Source organism: Nocardia panacis (genome assembly GCF_003598715.1).
GTDB classification, from domain to species: domain Bacteria; phylum Actinomycetota; class Actinomycetes; order Mycobacteriales; family Mycobacteriaceae; genus Nocardia; species Nocardia panacis.
The window spans coordinates 14,080-37,193 of sequence record NZ_QZFU01000033.1 but is presented as its reverse complement, the minus strand read 5'-3'; the positions used below and the strand labels follow the sequence as shown (position 1 = coordinate 37,193).

At 65.3% G+C, this 23,114-nt stretch carries 28 protein-coding genes and 2 pseudogenes; 24 read left to right on the top strand and 6 right to left on the bottom strand.

The window, feature by feature from the left end; all coding sequences use genetic code 11:
* Positions 1–561 precede the first annotated feature (561 nt).
* Together D5S18_RS25055 and D5S18_RS36640 are read right to left on the bottom strand one after the other, a co-directional pair.
* On the bottom strand, positions 562–1,269 hold the full coding sequence (locus D5S18_RS25055) for a LysR substrate-binding domain-containing protein (RefSeq protein WP_439651171.1): 708 nt from the start codon (positions 1,267–1,269) through the stop codon (positions 562–564).
* A gap of 63 nt (positions 1,270–1,332) precedes the next feature.
* A pseudogene (locus D5S18_RS36640) lies at positions 1,333–1,455 on the bottom strand (LysR family transcriptional regulator); the annotation flags it as partial.
* A 105-nt stretch (positions 1,456–1,560) separates the two neighbouring features.
* On the opposite strand from D5S18_RS36640, the gene D5S18_RS25050 reads away from it, so the two are divergent.
* From D5S18_RS25050 to D5S18_RS25035, 3 genes are all read left to right on the top strand, one after another.
* Positions 1,561–2,295, top strand: a complete 735-nt coding sequence (locus D5S18_RS25050) for an SDR family oxidoreductase (RefSeq protein ID WP_120043550.1) — start codon at positions 1,561–1,563, stop codon at positions 2,293–2,295.
* A gap of 73 nt (positions 2,296–2,368) precedes the next feature.
* Positions 2,369–3,292: an NADP-dependent oxidoreductase gene (locus D5S18_RS25045; RefSeq protein WP_120043549.1), complete on the top strand. Its 924-nt coding sequence runs from the start codon at positions 2,369–2,371 to the stop codon at positions 3,290–3,292.
* A 450-nt stretch (positions 3,293–3,742) separates the two neighbouring features.
* Positions 3,743–5,110, top strand: a complete 1,368-nt coding sequence (locus D5S18_RS25035; RefSeq protein ID WP_147404152.1) for a tyrosine-type recombinase/integrase — start codon at positions 3,743–3,745, stop codon at positions 5,108–5,110.
* A gap of 62 nt (positions 5,111–5,172) precedes the next feature.
* Here D5S18_RS25035 and D5S18_RS25030 read toward each other — a convergent pair.
* Positions 5,173–6,494, bottom strand: a pseudogene (locus D5S18_RS25030) (transposase).
* A 425-nt stretch (positions 6,495–6,919) separates the two neighbouring features.
* Here D5S18_RS25030 and D5S18_RS25025 point away from each other — a divergent pair.
* Complete coding sequence (locus D5S18_RS25025) at positions 6,920–7,279, top strand: hypothetical protein (RefSeq protein WP_147404150.1); 360 nt, start codon at positions 6,920–6,922, stop codon at positions 7,277–7,279.
* Here D5S18_RS25025 and D5S18_RS25020 read toward each other — a convergent pair whose 3' ends face one another.
* Positions 7,280–7,660: a helix-turn-helix domain-containing protein gene (locus tag D5S18_RS25020; RefSeq protein WP_120043546.1), complete on the bottom strand. Its 381-nt coding sequence runs from the start codon at positions 7,658–7,660 to the stop codon at positions 7,280–7,282.
* A 116-nt stretch (positions 7,661–7,776) separates the two neighbouring features.
* Between D5S18_RS25020 and D5S18_RS25015 the strand changes: the two genes are divergently transcribed.
* The 12 genes from D5S18_RS25015 to D5S18_RS24965 all read left to right on the top strand — a co-directional run bounded on the left by D5S18_RS25015 (position 7,777) and on the right by D5S18_RS24965 (position 14,666).
* Complete coding sequence (locus tag D5S18_RS25015; protein ID WP_120043545.1) at positions 7,777–8,025, top strand: helix-turn-helix domain-containing protein; 249 nt, start codon at positions 7,777–7,779, stop codon at positions 8,023–8,025.
* Entirely contained in the window at positions 8,022–8,279 is a 258-nt protein-coding gene (locus tag D5S18_RS25010; RefSeq protein WP_158607951.1) for a helix-turn-helix domain-containing protein, read from the top strand. Before D5S18_RS25015 ends, D5S18_RS25010 begins: the two co-directional genes overlap by 4 nt.
* Positions 8,276–9,115 (top strand): phage antirepressor, encoded by an 840-nt coding sequence (locus tag D5S18_RS25005; RefSeq protein WP_239003985.1) that lies wholly within the window; start codon positions 8,276–8,278, stop codon positions 9,113–9,115. Before D5S18_RS25010 ends, D5S18_RS25005 begins: the two co-directional genes overlap by 4 nt.
* 50 nt (positions 9,116–9,165) lie before the next feature.
* A complete protein-coding gene (locus tag D5S18_RS25000; protein WP_147404148.1) occupies positions 9,166–9,702 on the top strand; it encodes a hypothetical protein in 537 nt (178 codons plus the stop codon).
* Between the two features lie 2 nt (positions 9,703–9,704).
* Positions 9,705–10,367 (top strand): ERF family protein, encoded by a 663-nt coding sequence (locus D5S18_RS24995; RefSeq protein WP_120043541.1) that lies wholly within the window; start codon positions 9,705–9,707, stop codon positions 10,365–10,367.
* 31 nt (positions 10,368–10,398) lie between these two features.
* Entirely contained in the window at positions 10,399–10,716 is a 318-nt protein-coding gene (locus D5S18_RS24990) for a hypothetical protein (RefSeq protein WP_147404146.1), read from the top strand.
* Positions 10,713–11,048 (top strand): HNH endonuclease, encoded by a 336-nt coding sequence (locus D5S18_RS34535; RefSeq protein WP_147404145.1) that lies wholly within the window; start codon positions 10,713–10,715, stop codon positions 11,046–11,048. The genes D5S18_RS24990 and D5S18_RS34535 overlap by 4 nt, the downstream gene beginning before the upstream one ends.
* A gap of 79 nt (positions 11,049–11,127) precedes the next feature.
* Complete coding sequence (locus tag D5S18_RS24985) at positions 11,128–12,063, top strand: helix-turn-helix domain-containing protein (RefSeq protein WP_120043539.1); 936 nt, start codon at positions 11,128–11,130, stop codon at positions 12,061–12,063.
* Positions 12,060–12,242, top strand: coding sequence for a hypothetical protein (locus D5S18_RS24980; RefSeq protein ID WP_120043538.1), 183 nt, complete (start codon positions 12,060–12,062; stop codon positions 12,240–12,242). Before D5S18_RS24985 ends, D5S18_RS24980 begins: the two co-directional genes overlap by 4 nt.
* 4 nt (positions 12,243–12,246) lie before the next feature.
* Positions 12,247–12,759: a hypothetical protein gene (locus D5S18_RS24975; RefSeq protein ID WP_120043537.1), complete on the top strand. Its 513-nt coding sequence runs from the start codon at positions 12,247–12,249 to the stop codon at positions 12,757–12,759.
* The gene (locus tag D5S18_RS24970; protein WP_120043536.1) at positions 12,756–13,541 is read left to right on the top strand and encodes a helix-turn-helix domain-containing protein; all 786 of its coding nucleotides are present in this window, start codon (positions 12,756–12,758) and stop codon (positions 13,539–13,541) included. Before D5S18_RS24975 ends, D5S18_RS24970 begins: the two co-directional genes overlap by 4 nt.
* Before the next feature lie 471 nt (positions 13,542–14,012).
* On the top strand, positions 14,013–14,666 hold the full coding sequence (locus D5S18_RS24965) for a hypothetical protein (RefSeq protein WP_120043535.1): 654 nt from the start codon (positions 14,013–14,015) through the stop codon (positions 14,664–14,666).
* A gap of 196 nt (positions 14,667–14,862) precedes the next feature.
* On the opposite strand, the gene D5S18_RS24960 is transcribed toward D5S18_RS24965, so the two are convergent.
* A complete protein-coding gene (locus D5S18_RS24960; protein WP_120043534.1) occupies positions 14,863–16,041 on the bottom strand; it encodes a helix-turn-helix domain-containing protein in 1,179 nt (392 codons plus the stop codon).
* 221 nt (positions 16,042–16,262) lie between these two features.
* Between D5S18_RS24960 and D5S18_RS24955 the strand changes: the two genes are divergently transcribed.
* From D5S18_RS24955 to D5S18_RS24935, 8 genes are all read left to right on the top strand, one after another.
* Positions 16,263–16,718, top strand: coding sequence for a hypothetical protein (locus tag D5S18_RS24955; RefSeq protein WP_147404141.1), 456 nt, complete (start codon positions 16,263–16,265; stop codon positions 16,716–16,718).
* Positions 16,711–16,884, top strand: coding sequence for a hypothetical protein (locus tag D5S18_RS35005; RefSeq protein ID WP_158607950.1), 174 nt, complete (start codon positions 16,711–16,713; stop codon positions 16,882–16,884). Before D5S18_RS24955 ends, D5S18_RS35005 begins: the two co-directional genes overlap by 8 nt.
* Entirely contained in the window at positions 16,881–17,012 is a 132-nt protein-coding gene (locus D5S18_RS36170) for a hypothetical protein (RefSeq protein WP_282434877.1), read from the top strand. The genes D5S18_RS35005 and D5S18_RS36170 overlap by 4 nt, the downstream gene beginning before the upstream one ends.
* Before the next feature lie 116 nt (positions 17,013–17,128).
* Positions 17,129–17,332, top strand: a complete 204-nt coding sequence (locus D5S18_RS24950) for a hypothetical protein (RefSeq protein WP_120043532.1) — start codon at positions 17,129–17,131, stop codon at positions 17,330–17,332.
* Entirely contained in the window at positions 17,329–17,454 is a 126-nt protein-coding gene (locus D5S18_RS36165; protein WP_282434876.1) for a hypothetical protein, read from the top strand. Before D5S18_RS24950 ends, D5S18_RS36165 begins: the two co-directional genes overlap by 4 nt.
* A 683-nt stretch (positions 17,455–18,137) precedes the next feature.
* Entirely contained in the window at positions 18,138–19,148 is a 1,011-nt protein-coding gene (locus tag D5S18_RS24945; protein WP_120043531.1) for a radical SAM protein, read from the top strand.
* Entirely contained in the window at positions 19,136–20,935 is a 1,800-nt protein-coding gene (locus tag D5S18_RS24940; protein WP_147404139.1) for an asparagine synthase-related protein, read from the top strand. Before D5S18_RS24945 ends, D5S18_RS24940 begins: the two co-directional genes overlap by 13 nt.
* The gene (locus D5S18_RS24935; protein WP_120043529.1) at positions 20,932–21,204 is read left to right on the top strand and encodes a PqqD family protein; all 273 of its coding nucleotides are present in this window, start codon (positions 20,932–20,934) and stop codon (positions 21,202–21,204) included. The genes D5S18_RS24940 and D5S18_RS24935 overlap by 4 nt, the downstream gene beginning before the upstream one ends.
* Positions 21,205–21,246: 42 nt before the next feature.
* On the opposite strand, the gene lysS is transcribed toward D5S18_RS24935, so the two are convergent.
* A complete protein-coding gene (lysS, locus tag D5S18_RS24930) occupies positions 21,247–22,914 on the bottom strand; it encodes a lysine--tRNA ligase (protein WP_120043579.1) in 1,668 nt (555 codons plus the stop codon).
* Positions 22,915–23,114: the final 200 nt, after the last annotated feature.

The window sequence follows — 23,114 nt, the reverse complement described above, 5'->3', positions numbered from 1 at the left end:
CGTGATCGATGCCCGTGACCAGCCACGGCAGCACGACCAGCGCCAACGCCCACGGGCTGTCGATCGAATCCGACAAGACGACGGCAACGATCACAGAGACACTGTCAGACGCATGATCGCAACCGGCCAACTCAAGGCCTATCGGTTCGGCGGCCAGATCCGCATTGCCATCGCAAGACTTCGACATCGCCATGCGTCCTGTGCGGTGAACCGGCACCATCGCCGACCTAATACCCAAACGCGACCGGTGTTATTGCACGTATATTGCACGAAAAACGGCTGGTCACCGCAAAACCTGCGATGACCAGCCGTTTCCTTGTGGTCCCAACCATGATCAACCCGAACCACCCCACGGCCTACGGATCGCAATTGCGGATCAAGCCAGTCGGTACACGCAGCACGCCATCAAGGGATTGACCTGCGGATTCATCTGATGCGGCCGGCGAGGGCACTGTTCTGCGGAACATTCGGCGCAGATCCGTCACTGCCCGACTCGTCCACCGGCTGTGGTCCATCGTTCGATACGAATCGCCGTGGAGCGCGGGGGCAACTGACAGTCGCTCACTCATTGCCCGAGAAACGCTCGATAGGCGGACATTTCCGGATGTTATCGGCTAGAAGCGTATTTGCGGTACGGACGAGGTCGGCGATGGCTTTGGATCTGCTGTGTGGTGGCCAGGCGATGACGGTTGTGACGGCCGGTGCGTCCGGTACCGGCACGATGGCGTGATCGTCACGTAATTGAGCTCGGAGCGACTCGGGCATGACCGCGCAGGCCCGTCCGAGCCTGATCAGCTGGGTCAACTGGGTGTGGTCGCGAACCTGCGGGCCCGGGCCGTCCGGATAACTTCCATCAGGTCGAGGCCAGCGCGGTAGGGGCAGGTCTGTCAGGGCGTTGACCTCGGCCATCGACATGTGGGTCCGGTTGGCGAGGGGGTGCCCGGCGGGCAGGACCACGACCTGCCCTTCGGTGTGCAGGTCCTCGGTGTCGAATCCGGCCGTCGTGTCGTACGGCTTCAGGAGCAGAGCAACGTCGGCACGCCCGTTGCGTAGCAGGTTTTCCGTTTCGCCTGGCCCGCACACCACCACCTCGACTGCGACAGCGCCCGGTTCGGCGGCGTAGGCGTCGAGCAGTTTCAACAACAGTTCGCCCGATGCTCCGGCCTTGGTGGCCAGCACCATTCCGGGCTTGTCGGCAGCGGCGCGGCGGGTGCGGTGCTCGGCGGCTTCGACCGCTTCGAGGGCGAGGCGGGCCTGGCGCAGCAGCACCGACCCGGCTTGGGTCAACGTGATCGCGCGGGGATTGCGGTGCAGCAGAACGACTCCGAGCCGTCGTTCCAACCGCTGGATCGCCCGCGACAGCGGTGGTTGCGCCATCGTGAGCCGTTGTGCCGCCCGCCCGAAGTGCAATTCTTCGGCGACGGCGACGAAGTATCGCAACTCCCTGGTCTCCACCGTGGCATCGTATCCGGCGCCCACCACGACCGATACCCGTGCGGTATCGTCGACCACCCGATCGGTCTTGGACGCCCCACCTGCGGCCGAATCAAGATCGACGGCATGAGTGAGCAGACAATCGCGCTGGTGACCGGCGCGAACAAAGGAATCGGATACGAGATCGCGGCGGGCCTGGGCGCCCTCGGCTGGCGAATCGGTGTGGGCGCGCGCGATCGGCAACGCCGCGAGACTGCGGTGGAGAAGTTGCACGCGGCCGGAATCGATGCGTTCGGCGTGCCGCTCGACGTGACCGACGACGCGAGCGTCGCCACCGCGGCCAAGCTGATCGCCGATCATGCCGGAGGGCTCGACGTCCTTGTCAACAATGCCGCGATCAACGGCATCACCGGCAATTTGCCGCAGACACCCACCACGGTCGATCCCGCGACCGTGCGAACTATAGTGGAAACCAACGTGATCGGGGTCATTCGGGTGACCAACGCGATGCTGCCCATGCTGCACGCTTCGGCTTCACCGCGAATCGTCAACATATCCAGCAGTGTCGGTTCGCTCGCCCTGCAAACCACACCCGGCATCGACATGGGCCCAGTTCCTGCTGCCTATTTGGCGTCGAAGACCTTCCTCAACGCCGTCACCATCCAGTACGTCAAGGAACTGGGTGATACCAACATCCTGATCAACTCGGGCTGTCCCGGTTTGACCGCCACCGACTTCACCGGTTTCAGCGGCGACCGCACACCACAACAGGGGGCGGCGATCGCGATTCGCCTCGCGACCCTGCCCGACGACGGCCCGACCGGCGGATTCTTCGACGACGCCGGAGTAGTGCCTTGGTGACAGGCGCACCGGTCCGAACCATTCCCGTTCTCGAAGTCAGCGGCGCATCGCGCGCCGAAGGAGCAGCAAGACAATGACAAAGGCAGTCAGGTACGACGAATTCGGCGGAATCGACGTCCTGCGGATCGAGGAGGTCGACCGCCCCGTGCCAGGGGACCGGCAGGTCCTCGTGCAGGTGAAAGCGGCAGGCATCAACCCCGGCGAGGCGGCTCTACGCACCGGCGCGATGACGGACATCTTTCCCTCGACCTTTCCCTCCGGGCAGGGCAGCGACCTCGCCGGAGTCGTCGTCGAGATCGGTGCCGGAGCCGACCGATTCGCGCCCGGCGACGAGGTGATCGGATTCTCCGAGAAGCGCTCCTCCCAGGCCGAACTGGTCCTCGTTGACGTCGACAACCTCACCCCCAAACCGGAGAACGTCACATGGGAGGTGGCGGGCGGCCTCTACATTGCCGGCGTGACCGCATGGGGGGCAGTGCATTCCGTACAGCTCGAGAAGGGCGAGACCATCGTCGTCTCCGGAGCCGCCGGAGGAGTCGGCTCACTCGCCGTCCAGCTCGCCCGCCGCGCCGGAGCCACGGTCATCGGCCTGGCGAGCGAGCGCAACCACGAGTGGCTGCGAGGCCACGGCGTGATCCCCGTCGCATACGGTGACGGTGTCACGGACCGGATCACCGCGGCCGCACCGGGCGGCATCCACGCCTTCATCGACACCTACGGCGACGGGTACGTCGAACTGGCCCTCGCTCTCGGCGTCGCAATCGAGCGGATCGACACCCTCATCGATTTCCCAGCAGCCGCAAAGCACGGGGTCAAAACCGAACCCGGACCCAACGGCAGGCCGGGCGCCCAGGTCCTCGCCGAACTGGCCGGCCTGATCGCCGACGGGCACCTCGAAGTCCCGATCGCGAACGCCTACCCGCTGACCCAGGTTCGTCAGGCCTACACCGAACTCGAACGCAGACACACCCATGGCAAAATCGTTCTGAGGCCCTAGCCGACGCCACACAGTGCGGCGCGCTTTCAGGGAACTACCCGACCGTAGGGCTGATTCCCATCAGCACGGTTGCCTGCCACCCCAAGATCACGACACCGCCGATATTCGATGCAATTGCGGACGCCGTTCCGCCCGCCTCGGATCAGCACGGCCAGTCGATCTTCCGATGACTTTCGAACGGACCGCGGTTGGGGCTACGCACCGTCGAAAGTCGACCCGGTTCGGGTTGATACTCAAATGCAGCGAAGCTGCAGGCCCTCTGGCCTGCAGCTTCGCCGAGTGGTGGTCCCAGCTGGGATCGAACCAGCGACCTTCCGCGTGTGAGGCGGACATCGATTCTGGTTTACCTGCACGAATGTGACTGGTAGACATAGCCTCAACGTGTACAACAGTGGGCAACTGTGCCACCTTGGCTACAGTGTCCGGCCACAGTTGAAGGGGCTGCCACCAGTGGAGTTACGCAACGGCGTATGGGTCGAGACCGTCGTCATCGAAGCGGCCACGAAAGCCGATCTGACAAAACGCGTCGCGGCGGTGAAACGCACCATTAAGGAATTCGACAAGAAAAAGCCGAAACCGCGTCGCGAGTCCGGCGAAGGATCGGTGTACCGACGTGAATCCGATGGAATGTGGGTGGGGCGGCTCGAATTGGAGGCAGGATCGGATGGGCAACGGCGGCGGTCGAAACCCGTGTACTCGGCGGACCGGGCGGAGCTAATCAAGAAGTTGGACAAGCTCAAAGGTGAGCTGTCGCAGGGACTCACACAGCTAGATCAGCAGATGACCATCGCGGTGTGGCTCGAGTACTGGATCGACCATATCGCGAAGTTCAGGATGCGCCCACATGCATGGCGGTCCTACAGGTCCGCGATCAGGACACGCATCATCCCCGCTATCGGGCATCTGAAGCTGGCGCAGTTGGAGCCGAAGCACGTCCGGTACATGCACAAGCACATCCTGGGGCGGACGTACAAGCGCGGCGGGGAAGACGTTCCGTACACGACGCGGAGCGTCGAGGAGGCGCACAACGTCTTGTCAGCGGCGCTGGCAGCCGCCAGAGAGGAAGGGAAAGCGCATCGCAATGTGGCAGAGAAGGTGACGAAGCCGCAGGTGTTGTCCGAGTCGCATGGAGCGCTCACGGCGACTCAGGCTCGGTCGGTGTTGCTGGCGGCGATGGAGGCCAAGGACCCCTTGGTGACCCGTTGGGCGGCGGGACTCATGCTCGGCGGCCGGCAAGGTGAGCTGCTCGGTTTGCAGTGGGATCGGGTGGATTTCGAGGAAGGGTCGCTAGATCTGGCGTGGCAGTTGGAATGGTTGCCGCTGAAGAAGGAAGCCGACCCGGACGACCCGAAGCGTTTCGACGTGCAGCCCGGTTTCAAACACACGCCGCTGTGGCGGGGTGCCGCGTTGACGGACCCGAAGACATCGAAGTCGCAGCGAGTTACCCCGCTGCCTGTGCCGCTGGCCGCGATCCTCAAGGTGTACCGCGAGACGTGGGAACCGAACCCGTGGAATCTGGTGTGGACACTGCCGCGGCCGAGGCTGAAGGAGTTGCCGGGAATGCCGATTTCGGATGTGCTGGATCGGAAGGGATGGAAGGCGGCGCAGGAACGCGCGGGCATCAAGGATGTGGTGGACGTTCACGCGATGCGGGGGACGACGGCAACGCTACTGCTGGAAGCTGGTGTCGACGCGAAGATCATCCAGTCGATCCTTGGGCACGCTTCCGTAGTGACGACTCGCGGCTATCAAACAGTGGATCTGACGCTGGCGAGGTCGGCGCTGGGGAACCTGGATGCGCTGCTGGAGCTGGAGTGAGCCGCTGATTTTCCCATTCCTGGGTCCGGAATTTTTCAAGGTGAATGAGACCATTCGGTGTGTTATGCCGCTTGGGGTCGCTGGTCCTCCTGTTCGGGTTGGTTGATCCACGCGGCGGTGGGTAGGTCGATGATCTTCGGGGCGGTGGTGATGGCGCCGAATCGGTGCGGGTGGCGGGCACGGGCGGCGGTGAGAACCCGGCGGCGTTCGGCGTCGCGGGCGGCGGCCAGGCCGTGGAACACCTCGGCCGGAGTGTGCAGCCCGATCCCGGTGTGGCGGTGTCGGTGGTTGTACCAGTCGACGAAATGGTTCATGAATTGCCGTGCCTGCCAGAGTGATCCGAACCGGGTGGGGAATTCCGGCGCGTATTTCAGGGTCTTGAACCACGCCGCGGAGTACGGGTTGTCGTTGGACACCCGTGGCCGCGAGTGCTAGCGGGTGACCTCGAGGTCGGCCAGCAGCGCGGTCACCGATTTCGAGGTCATGGCGGTGCCCCGGTCGGCGTGGACTACGTGCGGGACGCCGTGTGTGCCGAAGATCTGTTCCATCAATTCCGCTGCCAGCACACCGGATTCGCGGTGATGGACATGACAGCCGACAATGTAGCGGGAATAGATGTCGATCATCACGTAGGCGTCGTAATAGATGCCCTTGCCCGGCCCGGCCGGCTTGGTGATGTCCCACGAATACACCTGGCGCGGTGCGGTGGCCACCAGTTCCGGGCAGTTCGATTTCGGGTGCCGCGCCAAGCGTCTTCGCTCCTTGACCAGGGTGTTCTCGGCCAGAATCCGATACATCGTGGACACCGAGCACAGGTAGGTGCCCTCGTCGAGCAGGGTCGCCCACACCGTCAACGGTGCACAATCGACGAACTCTGGCGAGTTCAGCACCGCCAGCACCCGCACCCGCTCGGCGTCGGTGAGCTTGTTGCGCGGTGTCGACCGACGTTGCGGGAGCTGTTGCGCGGCACTGGGTTTGGTATTCCTGTTCATCGTGGCTCGCGACAGGCCGGTCAGGGCCGCGGCCGCGCGGGTGGCCACCCCGGCCTCGCGCGGTCGGGCGTAGGCGCTGCTCAACGCTTGCCGGGCCGCTGGTCCTGCTCCGCGCTCTCGGAGATCGTTTCCAAGAGCGCGACCGCTTTTCCCATGATGTCCAGCGCGGCCTCGGTGGTCGCCAATCGTTTGTCCTTCAACTCCAACTCCTGCTTCAGCCGGGCGATCTCGGCTTGTTCGGCGGTGAGTTTGCCGCCCCTCTTCCCAGCGGTGACCGCTTGCTCATAGGCGGTCAGGTGCGCCAATTTCTCGGCCGCGGTGAACGCGCGCCGACGGCGGGGACCATCGCCCCGAGCAGAAGAAACCATGCGCCCAGTCTCGCGCACCGGCATCGCCGTAGTCATCGACGGATAGATCCGATCTCGCCCCGCGTCAGGCAGAAGTTGCTGTGAACCGGTGGTCTCAACTCACCCTGACACGCAGGGGTCCGGCAAACATTCTAAATGGTAACAACATCATAAAGCGGACGATTTGCCGGTAAAACCGGCCGGTTCGTCCTATCATGACTGGCTACCAGCGCGTTCAGCGCCGAGGGATGGGGCGGATCTATGGCGATTGCATGTGATGACACACATGGAGATTCCGCCCCTCCGCTCACTCCGGTGGCCATGGCTTGGTCGCTGGGGTTTTGCGGCGGCGCTTCCATTCGGAAACGTCCGAATGTATGTTCGGGATAAGTGGCAGTGGGAGGTCGCAAGGCGATGAGGGGCGAGTGCAGCGAGTCAGAGAGCGGTCGATTACATCCGAGGCCGACGCGGTGAGCGCACCAGACTGGGCGCGCCGCACGGCGGGGGATCGAAGCGAGGTTCGCGGTTCGCGAGCGCAGATGATCATTCCGCGGACTCTGGCTGCGCTGAGTGAGCTTGGGATCGTGATGGCGGAGCCGTGCGGTCGTGTGGCCATCGATCCGGCAACGCTGTATGCCGAAATCGGTTGTCTCATTGTCAATTACGACGGCACTGTCGAGGTGGTGGCGGCCGACGATGCGACGGTCGAACAGCAGGTGGAGCTTATCCGACAGGCGAGGATCGCGCGCATTGATGGGCCAACCGGTGTTGGCTGGCGGGGCGTGGATGGGTTGGGTTGGGTGTGCTCGGTGTTCGAGCCGCCGCGCTGACTAGATGGCGCGGCGGGTCGCGGACCGCCGCGCTTTGAGCTGATCGATTTTCTCGATGCTTGTCTCGCCGGTGACGGACCCTTTGCCGGTGACGCGGGGGCCATACCCGTCTTCGGCGGTGGCGCCTCGGCTTTGCGTCAGTAGGTCCGCTCGCGTCAGGAGAGTGTGGGGACTCATGCCGAGCGCTTCGGCGATTGTCTCGATGTCGTTGAGGTCGAATGGTTTGTCTCCGCGTAGGCGGGCGGACAGGTAGCTGGACGAGATCCCTGTGACCTCTACGACGGTCTTCTGCTCGAGATTGCGCCGCGCCAGTTCGGCCCTGATCTCGTCGGCCACCGCGAGGGCGTATGGGCCAGCAGGCCCTTTGGCTGCCTTACTCATGAGCAAAACGGTACCAGTTAGAGGGTGAATCCCTCAATGATGTGCACAGTCCTTAACAAATCAATTCAATCCTTAACTGCCTTGCTCAATCCTTATTTAAGGACTAGGGTTGAGGTATGGATCAGCCGACAGCCAGCTACGCGAGCTTCGTGGCCACGGAAATCCGTGCTGAGATGGCCCGTCAACGAAAATCACGCGTCGATTTGGCCAGGCTCCTCGGGGTTTCCGAAGGCACAGCAACCAACCGGGTATCAGGCACATACGCTTTCGACCTGAATGAACTCGTGACCGTCTGCCAATGGCTGGGGAAGCCATTGGCAGACATCACGAAGGCCGCCCAGCAGGAATGGGATGCCGCGTCATGACCAGGGCGCGAACACCGGACGACCTGGCAACGCCTGTCGCGGTGCAGATCAGCTACAGCGTGAAGCAGGCCGCCGCAGCGACCGGGATGAGTGAGTGGACCATTCGAGACCTGGTGCGCCGGAACCGGCTTGCCGCTCGGTACGCTGGTTCCCAGATCCTCGTGGATGCCGAATCCCTGGCGTCCTACTACAATTCGCTGCCGTCCGAGCGGCAGGTCGAGCGTGAATGCGCGGCCAATCGGAGGTCGGCGTGACCGTCGATCTGATGCCTTTCATCTACGAGGGTGCGCAACTACGGACGATCGTCATCGACGGTGAGCCGTGGTTTGTCGCGGCCGATGCGTGCCGGATGCTTGATCTTCGCGACACGTCATCGGCCCTGAAGATGGTGGACGAAGACGACCGGACCCATTTGCGCAGGTCAGATACTCCGCAGTTTTTGCGGAGTATCGCCCCGCAGGTTCAATCCCTCATTGCCGTGAACGAGTCCGGCCTGTACGCGCTGATCTTCCAGAGCAACAAGGACACTGCGCGACGAGTGCGCCGATGGGTTACCGGCGAGGTATTGCCCGCGATCCGTAAAACCGGCGGCTACGGCCAGGCCGTGAACCGCCTCACCCCGCTGGAGTACGCGCGCCAACTGGTCGCCGCCGAGGAACGCGCCGCCATTGAGGAAGCCGCGCGCATCGAGGCCGAGCAGCACGCCCGCGCCTTGACCGCTCCCGCCTCCGCTTGGTCACATCTCGCGGAATCGAGTGGGGACTACTCGGTCGCTGACGCAGCGAAAGTTCTTTCCCGCGACTCGAATATCTCGATCGGCCGCGATCGACTGTTTCGGTTCATGCAGGGAGAGGGCTGGGTTTTCCGTGACGCCAGCACGGATGCGTGGAAGGCGTATCAGACCCAGGTCGACACCGGCCGCCTGGTGGAGAAGTTGGGACACCCATACCTGCACGAACCATCCGGTGAGAGGCGTCTTCCCGCGCCGACGATCCGGATCACCGCGAAAGGTCTTGCCGCCCTGCATAGACGGCTGGGCGGTGGTGACGCGCTGCCGATTCCGACGGCCGCGCCCCAAGAGGAGCACTGAACATGCCCGATATGCCCGATATGCCCGATATGGTACAAGGAGGCTGTGCAATGGGCACACCGCTCGAACAGATCGACACCGAAACCCTTGCCGCACGCGCGGCTGTGCTGGCAGACCTCGCCAAATTCGTTGGCGAGCAACGCGACCTGCACAAGGCCGAGCTGTCGAAGCGGATGCCGCGCGGCTCGAAGATCACCGGCCGCCACCCTGCTGATGACACTCTGTCGCTGGGCACGGTCACCATGTCGGACCCGCGCGCAGAGGCATACATCGTTGACCGCGACGCATTCGAGAAGTGGTGCAGGTCAACCTATCCCTCTCGTATCGAGGTCTGGCCGGAATTCGGTCCCGCTGAGGAAGTGGCAGCAGTTCTGGCCGAGCACGCCCCGCACCTGGTCACCATCCATTCGAGTGTGCCGGGTCCGGTAAAGGAGCAAGCGTTGGACCGCGCGGAGTCCGAGGACGTGCCGGGTACCGAGCGCAGGCTGCCGACGCCAGTGCTGAGTGTGCGGGCTACCACGAACGCCCGCGCGGTGGTGCGGGCGATGGTTTCCGCATCCTCAGTGCTGCGAGAGCTGGAGGCGTGACCATGGCGGATACGAAACCAACGGTGGTGGAGGCTTTCTCGGCGGTGATGGCTGCCGTTCAGGCGATCGGCAAGGGGGAATACAACAAGGATCAGCGGTTTCATTTTCGCGGAATAGACACGGTGACCGATGCTGTGGGTCCGGTCCTGCGCGAGCACGGGGTAGTGATCCTCCCGACCGCCGAGGATATCGAGGTCGAGCGGTATCAGACTGCCAGGGGCACGGCCATGCAGGGCGTGATCGTCCGGATGCGCTACACCGTGTTCGGCCCGGCCGGTGACTCGTTCTCCGGTGTGACATTCGGTCAAGCCAGCGACGCGGGCGACAAGGCCGTGGCGAAGGCGCAGAGTGTCGCTTACCGCGTGTTCTTGTTGCAGGGGTTGACGATTCCGACGAACGAGCCGGACCCCGACGCCAGCTCACATGAGCGCGTCGCCTACAGCCAAGCGGCGCAGGATGCGCGCAACGAGCTGGAGGCCCTGTGTCGCGAACTGGGCATCCATCCCCGCACGGCCATGAACGACTTCGCTGCCGCGAACAATGGCCTGGACATCCGCGACGCCACCGATCCCGGTTCTATCCGGGCGCTGGACGCCCGGTACCGCACCGAGCACGGTACTGCTCCCGCCGATGACCGGAGGGCGGTCGATGACCAGGGCGCGTGAGGTGTGGTCACCGGTCGCTGTGGAGCAGCGCTTGGCCACCATCGACCATCTGATCACGCAGGGTGTGGACGAGCTGGCGGAGGCGTATTCCGTGTACGCGCACGCGAAGAACGAGCTTGAGAAGGCCACTGCCCGCGCCTATATGGCGCACAAGGGTCCGGCGCATGAGAAGAAGTACGCCGCGATCCTGGCGACGGCGGAGCTGCGCGACAAGCTGACCGTCGCCGATATCGCGTACCACTACGCGAAGTCGCGTTCAGAGTCGTTGAAGGACCAGCTCAGCGCGGTTCAATCGATAGGCGCCAGTGTTCGGTCCCAGTATGAGATCGCAGGCCGGGGTGCCGCGTGATCACCGAATCGGAGGCCCGCCGCATCGTGGAGGCACGGTGCGGAGGGCGGTGCGAGCGGTGCGGCACCGCTGGATATAGCGTGCACCATCGCCGCAAGCGCTCCCAGGGCGGTACTTGGGAGCCGTCGAACCTGTTGGCGCTGTGCGGGTCTGGCACGACCGGTTGTCATGGTTGGGTAGAGGCCAATCCGGCCGCGGCGATGGATTCGGGGTTCTGGCTTTGCGCTGGGGAATCGTCGTCTGATGTGGCGGTGTGGTTGTGGCGGCGCTGGGTGCTGCTGCCCGACGACAGTGGCCCGCTGCTGACTATCGCCACGAAGTACCGCGTGTAGCCCCCCTTGTTACACGCTTATGTATGTATTATTGAGGTCGCTTGGGCGGATTAGCCGCCACTGAACCGGAGGAGCCGGGTTGAGCATCGCCACCACTACGTGGGCACTCCACGACGCACCCACCAAATCCGCGCAGGAGCTGGTGATCCTGTGGGGGTTGGCCGATGCCGCACATAGTGACGGCACCAGCGCCTTCCCGAAACAGGCCACCCTCGCGAAGTTCGGCCGCTGCGACGAACGCACCGTCCGGCGACATCTGCGAGCGCTGGAGGAACGGGGACTGATTCGGCGTGGTGATCAGCGGTTGGTGGCGCACCTGCCGAAGGATCGGCGGCCGATCGTGTGGGACCTGGACATGTCGATGCGGCGCGATGACGACCCTGAGCGTGTGGACAACTGCCCGAAACGGCCGGACAATCTGTCCCCCCGCGACCGGACATCGGCGGCCGGACAACCCGAACGGGCGGACACGGTTGTCCCCCCGCGAGGGGCCACGGGTGACCGGTCGCCGGGGGACACTGCTGCCCCCTCTATAGAACCGTCCTTTAGAACCGTCCATAGAACAGGGGATTGCTTATCCGGGGTACGTCACCACGCGCCCGCCCCGGCTGTGGACAACCCCTCCCCTGTCTCGAATTCGAGAGACGATGATCCGGCAGGCCCGCCGCAACCGTGGTGCGCCAACCACCCCGGAGGCACCGAGACCCCTTGCGGCCCATGCGGAGACCAACGCCGCGCCCGCAAAGCATGGGAGACGGAGCAAGCCGCTGCCCAGGCCGCCGCTACCCGGGCCGAGGTCATCGCCCGCAACCGCGACGAGGCCGACCAGATCGCCGCCTGCGAATCGTGCGACGTGGACGGATACGTCGGTCCCGGGCTGAAATGCCTGCACGATCCGTGCGCCATCGAAACCGCCCGACGCGGCGCGGACAAGGTGCGCGCCGCCCTCGCCGCCCGACCCCGCCGCCACACCACGCCCGCCGCCATCCCTACGCGAGAACCGGTGTCCGCGTGAGCTACCGCGAGCCGACACCGCGCGAATGGCACTGGCACAACACCCGCTGTCGGGGCACCGGCTGGCTCACCCCCGAGCACGCATCCCAGCCCGCCCCATGCGTGGTCTGCAAGAAGCACCTGCGCAGCGGCACCGCCACCGTCTACGACTGCGACCCCGACACCCGAACCCGGAGGTGAACCCATGTCCGTCGTACCGCTCCGCCAGGCCCGCTGGCACCCCGACGAACACCTGATCGACGCCGCCATAGCGGGCCGCGTCCACAGCAACGACCTGGCCACTAGCGACCGCGCGTGGCTCGTCGCCCAACTCACCCACCGCGGCCATCCGAACGACACCATCGCGGCGTGGTTGCACTGCTCGCGGCGCACCGTGCAAATGGCGCGCATCGATCCGATCGCCGTATTGACGGCGCGTCTGCTGGCGGCCGAAGCCGCGGCCGAGGACGCGCGGAGGCAGGTCCGCGCCTCCCAAGTGACCCCGGCCGCGATGGCACAACTACTCGCGGATCGCGACCGGTTGCGTGATTCCCGCGCCCAACTCATAGACCAGTTGGCCGAGATGCGCCGCCGCTGCGACACCCCCTGTCCCCCGCAAGTTTTGGTCATCCATCCCACCCGCCCTCACCCACGGGCCGCTGCCGCCGATGCGACGCTGCCCCTGTTCCAGATCGGAGACCCGAATTGCGTTTCGTGACCACCTCATACGAGCCGTCACGGTTCCGCGCGCGCGGTTGGAAACGCGCGCGCTTTGAACTACGCACCCGTTACGGGGGAGCGCCCGGCTACATCTCTCCCGAACCCGTGCGCGCGCACATACTTGAGCTGACGGCGTTGGGACTGCCGATGGCGTCCATCGCTCGAGACGCCGGCTGCACCGAAGTCTGTGTCCGCTCGGTCGTAGAAGCGAAATGGGCGACTATCCGCATCCGGCAAGCCGCCGCGATCATGGCCGTCGACTTCCGTCCGACCGAGCGGCAAGGCAACGTCCTCGCGGTCGGGGCGGTCCGCCGACTGCGGGCGCTGCAAGCGATCGGATGGACCTGGCCGGCAGTAGCCGAGCACACACCCGGCATCTCGACAGGCGCCATCCGTCAGATGACCCGCCCAGGCCATGAACGCATCCTCATCGCCTGGCAGACATGGGCCACGATCCGCGACGCGTACGAAAGACTGTCCGGCACACCGGGAACCGCAGGCAGGACGCGATTGGTTCGCAATGCCGCCCGTACCAAGCTCTGGGCACCGCCGCTGGACTGGGAAGACCACGATATCGATGACCCGCGCGTGTCGGTCAAACCGTCCGGCCAACCGACCGGAACCGGGTTGAGGGAACGCGCCGCCGAACGACGCCGACAAGTCGCCCAACTGACCGCACTGGGCCGGACTGCCGACGAGATCGCGGACCGGCTGGGAATCAGCCAACGGCAGGTCGTCCGCCACCGCTCCACTACACGCGAAGGCATGCCTGACGCATGACGAGTCAGCGGCTGGCTATGAGCGCGAAAACTGACACCACCCGAGCGCGAATTCGAACACCGCTTTGCGATCTTGGTCCTCCGATTGTGAGCGCGAATTTCGACACCACCTAGACGAGAGGGCAGGCCGTTGCACAGACGGCCATCGCGCCACCGGATCGCACCGTCCGTGCGGAGGTCGCCCAGACCAGCGAGAATCGGCGGCCTGCTGCTGCCGGACGGTGCGCGGACCGGGCGAGCGGTGCCCGGACCGTGGTGTCGAAATTCGTGCTCATGGGCATCGAGCGGGCGGGGAGTGGTGTCGGGATTCGCGCTCACGTGATGTCCACATTGGCGCTCAGAGCCAAGCGGCGTGATTGCGCTGCACCACAACGTATTTTCGAGATAGCAACCGCTCGAAAATACACACTAATGAATGTATATTATTTCTCGGCGACGGAATAGCCGTCACGAACCGGAGGAGCCGGAACCTATGGGTCCATCCTGCAAATTCTGCGACCAACGCTGTTTCGTACACGACCCCACACCAGGGTCGACGCAGATCCTTGCCACCTGCACCAAAGGACAGGAACACGACAAAGCGAAACTGGGCTACAACATCGCCGACGCCACCGAATACAAGCAGCCGGGTACCGAAACACCCGACCGCATCGACATCATCAACCGCCTGGCCCACCAGCTCGTCGCCGACCACCTCCAAACCCGATTCGGAGAATCCGCCATCCCTGCCCGCGCCGACCAAGCCGATATCGCCGACACCAAAGCGATCATCGCCCGCGCCAACCAACTCATGGATGCCCTCACCGACGCCCTCGCCTACGCCACCGCCGAAGACGACCAAACCCCGACGCCCCGCCACAGACCTATCGCCTCAGCCCAGGAATACGGCGTCCGAAAACGTGACGGCGAAGCCATCACGTTCGACAACGACGCACCACTCCATGACGCAATCCACTACTTCGATCGCATGAACGCCGATGCGAAGGCCCTCGGATTCGCTTCCGCTGAAGCCCAAGTCGTCCAGCGACGCCGCGCCACCCATGTCTTCGACTGGAAACCCGTGTCAGCCGAAGAAATCGCGATGGTCCGCCACCCGCAACCGTCGGACGACGAGTGCCCGTTCTGACACACAGATCCCGCGCCGCCCACCCGCGGCAGCACGGGATCTGCACCCACGCTTGGGCGCTGTGCTGGTACTGCAACGGCGGCGGCTGCCGCTGGTGCGGCAACACCGGCGAAGTACAAACCGGCGAAGACGGAGCCGACAGCAGACCCAGGTGATGTATCAATTCTCCCGATTCCCGTTCACACGGTCACGATGGCTACAGCGCGGCCCCCAGCCAGGTGGCGAACCCCAGCAAGCTGTCGGACTGGCGCCGCTGCGCCTGCGCGATACCGTGGACGGTCTCGCGGACGGACGGGTGTAGGCGGGTCTGCTGCGGTGCGACCGTGCGGGCCTTGTTGAGCGCGATGAGCGCCTTGTCGGGCTTGCCGGTCATCAGCCATGCCCGCGCGTTGTCCTGCCAGTGATGGCCCGCTCTGGGCGCGGGCACGTCGCTCGGCAGCGCCAGGGCGGCTCCGTCACGGGCTGCTTTTCCTGGGTCTCCCGCTTCCAGTTCGACCGCGCACGCGTGGATCTCGACATTGCCGGGGCCGAAATCGGTTGTGTACAGGTTGCTTTCGCTTCGCATTGGTGACGCGATGGCGCGGGCTTCGGTCAAATATTCGTTCGCGCGGTCGAGTCGTCGCCCGCGCGCCGACACGATCGCGCCGCGCAGGTATCCGTATCCACGAAGTACCAGCTCCGCATCACTCCCGCCCGCAGCCATGGCTAGCCCACGATCTACCAACGCCATCGCAACATCGGTCGAGTCGTGCGCCATCAGCAGCCGGGACCGCTTCATCAGGCTGCGCACCAGATATCCGGGATCGTTGGCGTTCTGCGCCGCCGAGTCGAGCCGGTCAAGGACCAACGCCGTCATGGACGAATAGCCGAGACGAACGCACGCCCCCTCGGCGACGATGTACGCCGCGCAGAGCATCCGATAAGCGGCGACACGCTGTTCGTCGTCACGGGCCGCATGAATAGCTCCGTGCAACTGACGAATCAGGAGAGGCAGCAGGGCTAGAGCCTGGCGGGTTTTGTCCCGTCGCAACGCATTCTCGGCGGCGGCGAGCGAGGCGGCCAACTCGGTTGCGGCAGGCGGTTCGGTCGGCAGAACGAAGGACCCTTCTGCCAGTATCGCGCGAAGCTCAACCAGCCCCTCTATAGGTCCCCCCTCTTCCAGGGTCTCGACATAAGGAGTGCCCTGCAAACGGTCGGCATCAACTCTGAGCGCCTTGGCCGCTGCCGAAATGAATCCAGGCGAAGCGGGTTCGCGTCCCTGCTCAACGGCTTTCACCATCGACAGCGAGTAGGCGGCTCGGTCGGCCAATTGCCGCTGACTCAGACCGGCAATCTTGCGCTCGGCCGCGATGCGCTGTCCCACGTGCTCGCCCATGGTTCGAGGGTAAGGGTTCTGAGCTGGGATGTCTTCCTGTCCCTTCGTTGTCCTTCCTGTCCCTTGCCGACAGGGACAGTTGAACAACGCCGCACTACCAGGCAGCCATCGGGCGAGCAGGGGGCACCTCATCACGCCACAGGGGTTGAGGTGCCAAATGACCCGACCAGCGCGCGGGCAGGCGGCTCCGACCGACTCAACAAGCCGATTGAGGTCTATCGATGGCAATCCGAAACGCGTTGCTTGCGCGCATCCGCTACTACCGGGAAGTGGTTGGACTCCCCACAGTCCTGTACGCCGCCACGGGCCGAATCACCGTACGTACATCGCCCCAACTCGGGGCAATCGGCGTTCCCGGTGTGCTCGGCGGGCAGGTCGCGGCGCGGCTGGACTATTGGCACGGGGTGCTCGTGCCGGTAGTAATGCATCCCGCGACCGGACGCCGGATCTTCCTCGTACGGAACGACATTGACGACCGCACCGGGGTACAGGAATGGCTGCACCCAGTCAACGGGGACGTGCTCGATACCGATGTCGAGGTGGCATTGCCGAGTCCCGCGCTCGGTGTCGAGCGGTGGACGTGGGTGGATTGGCCGCAGGACGCCTACCTGCCGTCCGGGGCGGATGTGCTGGCGGCGATAGGCGACTGCGCGGGCCTGGCGGTGGCCGGTGTCTGATGAGCTGAAACCGGCAGTACCGGAACGCATTCCGGGTACGCACATTCACCGCGCGCTCGATACCGGGGCAAAGCATCAGCCGCCCCCCAAGTGGGTCGAATACCTGCGGGACGCAAGTCCCACGGAGGAAACGCTCGCGGCGGTCGCGCAGGAGGCGCAGGCATGAATGACCTTGTGTGGGGCGAGGGATTCGACCCGACCGCAGTCGGCAGGTACTTGTCCCTGACGCAGCCGGTCGTGGACGGATTGCGCCAACTGATCAACGAATACGCGGAACTGGAGGCGAAGCTGTGACCCGCCCAGACGTGCTGGGGTATCTACGCCGCGACATCGCCGGTATCCATCAGCAAGCGACAGAGATCCGAATACGGAGCGCCGCAGGAGATTTCAGGCACAGCTACACCAAAACAATGGCGGTTTCCGATCCGCTCACGGCAGAGAACGACCTGATCGCCCAGGTCGCCAATACCGGCGTACCCGCCGTGATCGTGCCCAGCCTCGAGCATTTCGTAGACGGTCGACCGCCCGAGGCGCTGCTGCGCCTGGCCGATGTGCTGGTGATGGAGCCGAAAACCACGTTCACGCGGCTCGAACCCGAACAGGCGGCATCGTGACCTGGGGCCTCCTCGCGGCGGCGATTTACCCGGCCACCGCTTTCGTGTGGCAGCTATGGCGGTACTGGCGACAGGTGCACGGAGACGACTCCGGCACCGACGAGGGTTGGGACAAGCTGTGACCTGGATAGACGCTGTCACGGTGGCGACCGGCGTCGTGGTGATCGCCGCGTGGGAGCGGGTATCGCCCGTGCGGTGGCGGGGACCGCACGAAGCCCCGCGAATCGAGATGACATCAGCGAACTGTGAAACATGTTGTGACGCAGATTATTACGAAGAGCAAAGGAAAACGAATGCGAACAAGCGGGAACTTGAGGACTGGACCAACGCCTACGTGACCGACCCGACCGCCAGGCGACGCCCCTACGCCTACCCGATCCGCCGCACCGGAACCAACACGGCACCGGGCCACACAGCAGGGAGGAGCGTCGACACCCAACCTCACACCGCATGATCGGATCGAGTGTCCGCGCTGCGGCCTACTTCACAGGAGGGCCGCGACGCGGCATCGACACGTGCTCGATTTGTTTCAAATATCAAGTCCCACAACATCTTTCGATATTGACACCATTCGATGTGACGCATGACACTGTTGAAGTCCGAAATGTATTGATAGACAAGGAGAGGCATCATGACAGTCGACTCACCAAGGGCGGCACTGGATCGTCGGAGTAGTTCCGGGAAGGCGATGCGGCCCACCGTGTTGGCGACGTTCCCGAAATCCGAGCTGGTGGATGATCTTCCGGAGACGATCACTCCGCACATCCATTCTTCTCAGAGCAGCTGAGTTCGCGCGGGGTGTGGGATGCGATACAACACGCTCGGGATTCACCTGACGAATGCCTGCCCACTCACCTGCGATCACTGCATCACCGACTCGTCACCCCGTTCGCGGGGTGACTTGTCGTGGGAGCAGATCGAGGGTGCGGTACGCAGCGCGGCTACATACGTGGACGGGGTATGCGTCACCGGCGGCGAACCGATGCTCCGTCCCGATTTGGCATTGGCGACGATCCGATTGACCCATGACCTCGGGCTGCGGTCGTCCATGGTTACCAGCGGCTATTGGGCGCGCACACCGGCGAAAGCCGCAGCGGTCGTCGCCGAGCTGGTGGCCGCCGGCCTCGACAAGCTTGCGGTCAGCTTCGACCAGTTCCATCTGACCCAGAAGACGGCGCGGTTCGTCGGCGCGGGCACGCTGCATCACCTCCTGGAGGCGGCGGCACCGACCCGGATGGAACTGGTCGTTCAGTACTGCGGCACGGGCGGGGACGAAGCGCACGGGATCGCCGAGTCCGCCGCCGTACGCTACGGTGCCCGGCTGGAGACAGCCGAAGTGCTCCCCTTCGGTCGGGGTGCGGCCTTGGCGCGGCGGCGGGACGCGGACATGGCCGATGTGCCGACGGGACCGTGCGGGGTGGTCGGGCGACCGATCCTGACTCCGGAGGTCGATTTCTACACCTGCTGCGGCCCAGCTCGAGGCGCCACGGTGCACTCGCCGTTGCGGCTGTCGATCGACTCGGCGGCGCAGGCGGGCAGCGCGCTCGCGGCGGCCTCGGTTGATCCGATCATCAATTCGATACACACCCGGGGGCCGCGAGCGCTGTTCGATCGGCTCAGCTCCGAGGCGAGACAACGGGTTTCGCGGAATCTTCGCGATTCTTCGATGTGCTCGTTGTGTCGCGCGATCACCGACGACGAGGAAGCGGTGTCGGAGCTGCGCGGCGAACTCGACCGTGAAGCGCTGCGGCTGGTGGCCCTGTCGGGGGTTCTGCATGTGGCCCAGGATGAGGAGGTAGCTCGGTGTCATCGGTAGCGCTGGCGCAGGTGGCCCCCGGCCGCGACGCGCGGGCTGATACGAAGCTGATGGCGGCCGCCATGGCTGACCGGTCCGCGGCATGGGCGCACGCGGGTTTTCCGGCTGTGTCTGTGGCGGCGGGGGCCGACGACGGCAGAACAGCGGCGGGGAGCGTGTACACGTTCACTGGCGGTGACCTGCTGGCGGCGGTGTCCGCCCCGGCATGGGTGCATCGTCGGATGAAGGTCGGGCTCGGCGAACTCGATGGCGCGGCCGCGCCGGAGACGATTGCGGCGAAGTTGAGCACCGTCGCCGGGGATGCGCATTGCGTTGTGGCGTCGCGGGAACAGCGGTGGACGGTGGTGTATCGGTCGCCGATGTCGGCGCGGCCGCTGTTCTACTTCGCCAGCCACGGATCGGTACTGGTGGCGTCGCAGATTCGCGGACTGCGCGCCGCGAACTCCGGAATTGCGGTGGATGCGATGGGCCTTGCGCCGTTCCTGGTGCCGTCGATGTGCGATCCGGCCGGGTCCGCGTGGGCTGGGGTGCGCCGGGTGCCGCCTGGCCATGCGCTGATCGTGCGCGACGGCGCGGCCAGCCTGCACCGAACGGCGCAGATCGACGCCGAGCAGGTGACCGGGCTCGCTCGCGGCGAGCTGGTGGCCGAGTTCCGTGCGCGGCTGCTGACCGCGATGCAGCGGTGTAGCAGTCCCACGGACGCGGTGTTGCTCTCGGGCGGGATCGACTCGGCATCGCTGGCCGCCGCTGCAATGGCCGGCGGGCTGCATCGGCGGCCGCGAGCGTTCGCGCTGACCTATAGCGCCGGAGAACTGGCCGCGTGCGACGAACGGCGGTACGTCGATGCGGTCGAGCGGGCCACGGGTATTCCGGTGGATCGGCTGGCCGCCGACACGTTGCTGCCGCTGGCGGCCGAGTACCCGTTCGGCGATGAGCCGGAGGCGTGGACCTACGCCGGGCGGAACTGGGCCATGCTGCGCCGGATCGCGGCTGATCCCGATCCGGTGGGGTCGGTGGTCGCGGGCGAGGGCGGTGACGAACTGCTGCTCGGGCAGGTGTTCACCGTGGCCGATCGGCGGGTCAATGGGGACACCGACGGCGCGCGGGCCGAGCTGGTGACCTTTCCCGATCCGGCGGGCGCGGCGCGGGTTGTCGATGGCCTGATCGCCGGGGATTACGAGCGGCGCGGAACACGGGTTATGCGGGCCCTCGGCGATATCCCGCCGTGGCTGTCCCAGACCTACATCAGTGCGTGCGGGCTGGTGGACCGGATCGCCGACGGCTACCCGACGCTGAGCGAGCCGGGCCAGTTCACTACCGCCTATTCGCGGGCGCTGATCGGTGAGGCAGGCGCGGCCGGGCGCGTGCACTGCGGCGGCTGGTGGGAAGACACCGCGCGCCGCGCGGGCGTGCGGGTCACCTATCCATTCCTCGACCCCGACCTTGCCGCGTTGACGTGGGCTCTGCCGCCGGAGATGTTGCGCGAACACGGAATCGAAAAGGTGGTGCTGCGGGACGCGCTCGCCGCCGAGCTGCCCGCGGCGGTGGCCGCGCGCCGGGACAAGGCCGATGCGCGGGTGCTGATGCACGCCGGGCTGACGCGGGCCGCGAGCAGTATCCGCACGGTGGCCGCCGGTGGTCCGCTGGTGGATCGGGCGGTGATCGACGGGGACAAGCTCGCGGCCGCTCTTGATGACTACCTGGCAGGCCAGCACGACCACGGACCCGCGCTGTGGGCGACGGTCGCGGTCAATTCCTGGCTCGAACACGTAGGAGAATCGCAATGACCACGAGCATGGTAGATCGCCCGAAAGCCGTTGCGGCATCGGTGAAACGAACCGGTGATGTCTGGGTGCTGGTGCCCGCCGGAGACGGTGAGGTCGCCGTGGTGGACGAACTCGGCTATGAGGTGATGCAGCGCTGCGACGGCACCCGCAGCTGTGCCGAGATCGCCCGCGAACTAACCGCCCACCACGGCGACCGCCCCGTTGATGGCGAGGCGGTGGCCGAGTTCGTTACCCGGATGCGGGCCACGGGCCTGCTCGACGCGGCCTGACCGACCAGCCGCCGGAATCCGGCGGCTGGATCCCGCGTACCACTACGCGGGCGGGACCAACAGCGTCCGGGCCTTCTCCGGCCCGATCGACAACAGCAGCGTCGGGAGCCGGGGACCAGTATCGCGCGAGCACAGCAGTCGGTAGAGGGCCTGGAAGAACGCGCGCTGCGCCTTCTTCAGCTCCGGCGTCGGCGCGGCATCGGCGGGCAACCCGTGCATGAGCTTCGGTACCGCGTAGACCGTCGTCGTCAACTCCTCGAGCGTCCACGCGCCGGTCATGCGCTCAACGAGCATCTGCACGCCGTCACGGGTATGCTCGTCCAGTTGCGCCCATGCCTCGGCGTTGAACGTCGCCCGGATCACCGTGCGGTCGGCCTCGGGCAGCGACTTCGCATAGTGGATAGCGTTGTTCAAACGCGGTTCGAGTTCGGTGAGTAGCGCGGCGTCGTCGGGCAGGTCTACGGCACCATCGGCGGTGAGCTGTTGGCGCACAAGGCGTTCCATCTGCTCGGCGTTGCTCGCGGTGATATCGGCGACCGAGGCCAGCAGCCGGAAAGGGACAGGCCGGGCGGACGATTCGACCGGACCCGCTGAAGTACGGACGCTCATCTGATGCAGGTGGGCTTCGACCGGGGAGGCGTCACCGGCGGCGGTGCGGGCGGAGAACCGGTCCCATTCGTCGTACAGGCGCAGCACGGCGGACGGGGCCAGGTCAATGGTGAACGAGTTGGACGGCAGCCGCCGGGCGTAGAGCCAGCGCACCATGGCAGGCTCCAGGATATCCAGCGCCGTGTCCGGGGTGGCCGCTCCTCCAGCGGAACTGGACAGCTTCGCGCCGCCTCCGGCGACGCGGACGAACGAATACACGGTGGTGCTGGGGGCCGCACTGCCGAAGATGTCGCGCACCAGCACCTTGCCTGATGCGAAACTGCTGCTCGGGGCGTGGTGGTCCTCTCCGGCGGGCTCGAACGCCACCCGCTCGAACGCCCACCGCATCGGCCAATCGACCTTCCACACCAGCTTGCCCGAGATCCGCGCCCCATCGGCCAAACTCATCGAACCGCGGTGACCGCACCGGCACTCATAGGACACCCAATCCCCGGCCCAACCGGTGACCTCGGTGACGTCCTTCCCACACACCTCGCAGTACGGCTTGAACGGGAAGTACGCTGCGCGCCGCTCCTCTATCGATGTCTCATGGCGGCCCTCGGTCTGGAACTGCTCCAAGATGTCGAAGATCCGACCACGAGAGTCCATCGCGTGCCGGATCGACGCGTTGTAGGCCCCCGCCGGGTATTGCTGAGACTGACGGACCTCGCGCATCTCGACACCGAGACGCCGCACGGCTGCGATAAATTGGTCGATGAAATGCGTGGCGTACGAATCGGCGCGGCCGTATGGATCGGGGACGGACGCCAAGGGCATCCCGATGTATCGCGCCCATTCCTCGGGCAGCCCGGCGGGTACCTTGCGGAGGCGGTCGTAGTCATCCCAGCTGTGCACGTGCACCGCCTCAATACCGCGCGCTTTGATTTCTTCCGCCACCAGGTGCGCCGTCATCACCTCGCGTAGATTCCCCAGGTGGATCGGCCCACTCGGGCTGATTCCCGAAGCGCACACAATCGAAGCCGAAGACGATTTTCGGGCGTGCTCGACCGCAGCATCAGCCACGCGCTGAACCCAACTCGCCTCAGTATGCGAATCATTCACCTGGGTCGTCGAATGCACCCGCACACGCTACCAGCGCCTACGTGCGGGCCGATGAATCGGTGCCAGATCCCGCCTCTTGCACACCACATCCCTAGCCTCCAACCATGAGCGCTACCGCCGGTCGGAGCCGACGTGCGGACAGTCGACGTATCGAGCGCACACAGGATTGACGCGATACTTCAGTGCGGCAACACCAGACG

Excerpts from the sequence above, each read along its gene's own strand:
- D5S18_RS25010 (WP_158607951.1), top strand. The coding sequence starts at position 8,022 with ATGACCAGGGCGCGAACACCGGACGACCTGGCAACGCCTGTCGCGGTG.
- D5S18_RS25015 (WP_120043545.1), top strand. The coding sequence starts at position 7,777 with ATGGATCAGCCGACAGCCAGCTACGCGAGCTTCGTGGCCACGGAAATC.
- D5S18_RS25045 (WP_120043549.1), top strand. The coding sequence starts at position 2,369 with ATGACAAAGGCAGTCAGGTACGACGAATTCGGCGGAATCGACGTCCTG.
- D5S18_RS24995 (WP_120043541.1), top strand. The coding sequence starts at position 9,705 with ATGGCGGATACGAAACCAACGGTGGTGGAGGCTTTCTCGGCGGTGATG.
- D5S18_RS36170 (WP_282434877.1), top strand. The coding sequence starts at position 16,881 with ATGAATGACCTTGTGTGGGGCGAGGGATTCGACCCGACCGCAGTCGGC.
- D5S18_RS25050 (WP_120043550.1), top strand. The coding sequence starts at position 1,561 with ATGAGTGAGCAGACAATCGCGCTGGTGACCGGCGCGAACAAAGGAATC.
- D5S18_RS24960 (WP_120043534.1), bottom strand. The coding sequence starts at position 16,041 with ATGGGCGAGCACGTGGGACAGCGCATCGCGGCCGAGCGCAAGATTGCC.
- D5S18_RS24950 (WP_120043532.1), top strand. The coding sequence starts at position 17,129 with ATGGCGGTTTCCGATCCGCTCACGGCAGAGAACGACCTGATCGCCCAG.
- D5S18_RS25020 (WP_120043546.1), bottom strand. The coding sequence starts at position 7,660 with ATGAGTAAGGCAGCCAAAGGGCCTGCTGGCCCATACGCCCTCGCGGTG.
- D5S18_RS24935 (WP_120043529.1), top strand. The coding sequence starts at position 20,932 with ATGACCACGAGCATGGTAGATCGCCCGAAAGCCGTTGCGGCATCGGTG.
- D5S18_RS24945 (WP_120043531.1), top strand. The coding sequence starts at position 18,138 with ATGCGATACAACACGCTCGGGATTCACCTGACGAATGCCTGCCCACTC.
- D5S18_RS24975 (WP_120043537.1), top strand. The coding sequence starts at position 12,247 with ATGTCCGTCGTACCGCTCCGCCAGGCCCGCTGGCACCCCGACGAACAC.
- D5S18_RS24955 (WP_147404141.1), top strand. The coding sequence starts at position 16,263 with ATGGCAATCCGAAACGCGTTGCTTGCGCGCATCCGCTACTACCGGGAA.
- D5S18_RS25000 (WP_147404148.1), top strand. The coding sequence starts at position 9,166 with ATGGGCACACCGCTCGAACAGATCGACACCGAAACCCTTGCCGCACGC.
- D5S18_RS24965 (WP_120043535.1), top strand. The coding sequence starts at position 14,013 with ATGGGTCCATCCTGCAAATTCTGCGACCAACGCTGTTTCGTACACGAC.